Genomic DNA, 266 nt, shown 5'->3' on the forward strand with positions numbered 1-266 from the left:
GTCATGAAGGTACGGAATGCTCGCTCCACGTGCGGCCCATAGTTGGGTTGGCCCTTGGGCCGGTACTCAAGAATGATACCATGCTGCTGACACGCACGTGTCAGCATATTACCACGGAACTCTTTGGCATTATCGACGTGGATTTTCTGCATCTTGCCGTAGATGGGCCACTCGGCTGCGATGTCATGCTTGGCCAACCAATGCTCCTTGCAGCTTACCGCATGAGCGATGCATAATCCTGCGGAGGACGCCCCGGGAGGGTCTAG

1 pseudogene is annotated in these 266 nt (G+C 56.0%); it reads right to left on the reverse strand.

The window, feature by feature from the left end:
- Window positions 1-197: pseudogene (locus SB754_RS20775) on the reverse strand (integrase); the annotation flags it as partial.
- Window positions 198-266: the final 69 nt, after the last annotated feature.

This window comes from Leifsonia sp. SIMBA_070 (assembly GCF_046534635.1).
GTDB lineage: Bacteria > Actinomycetota > Actinomycetes > Actinomycetales > Microbacteriaceae > Leifsonia.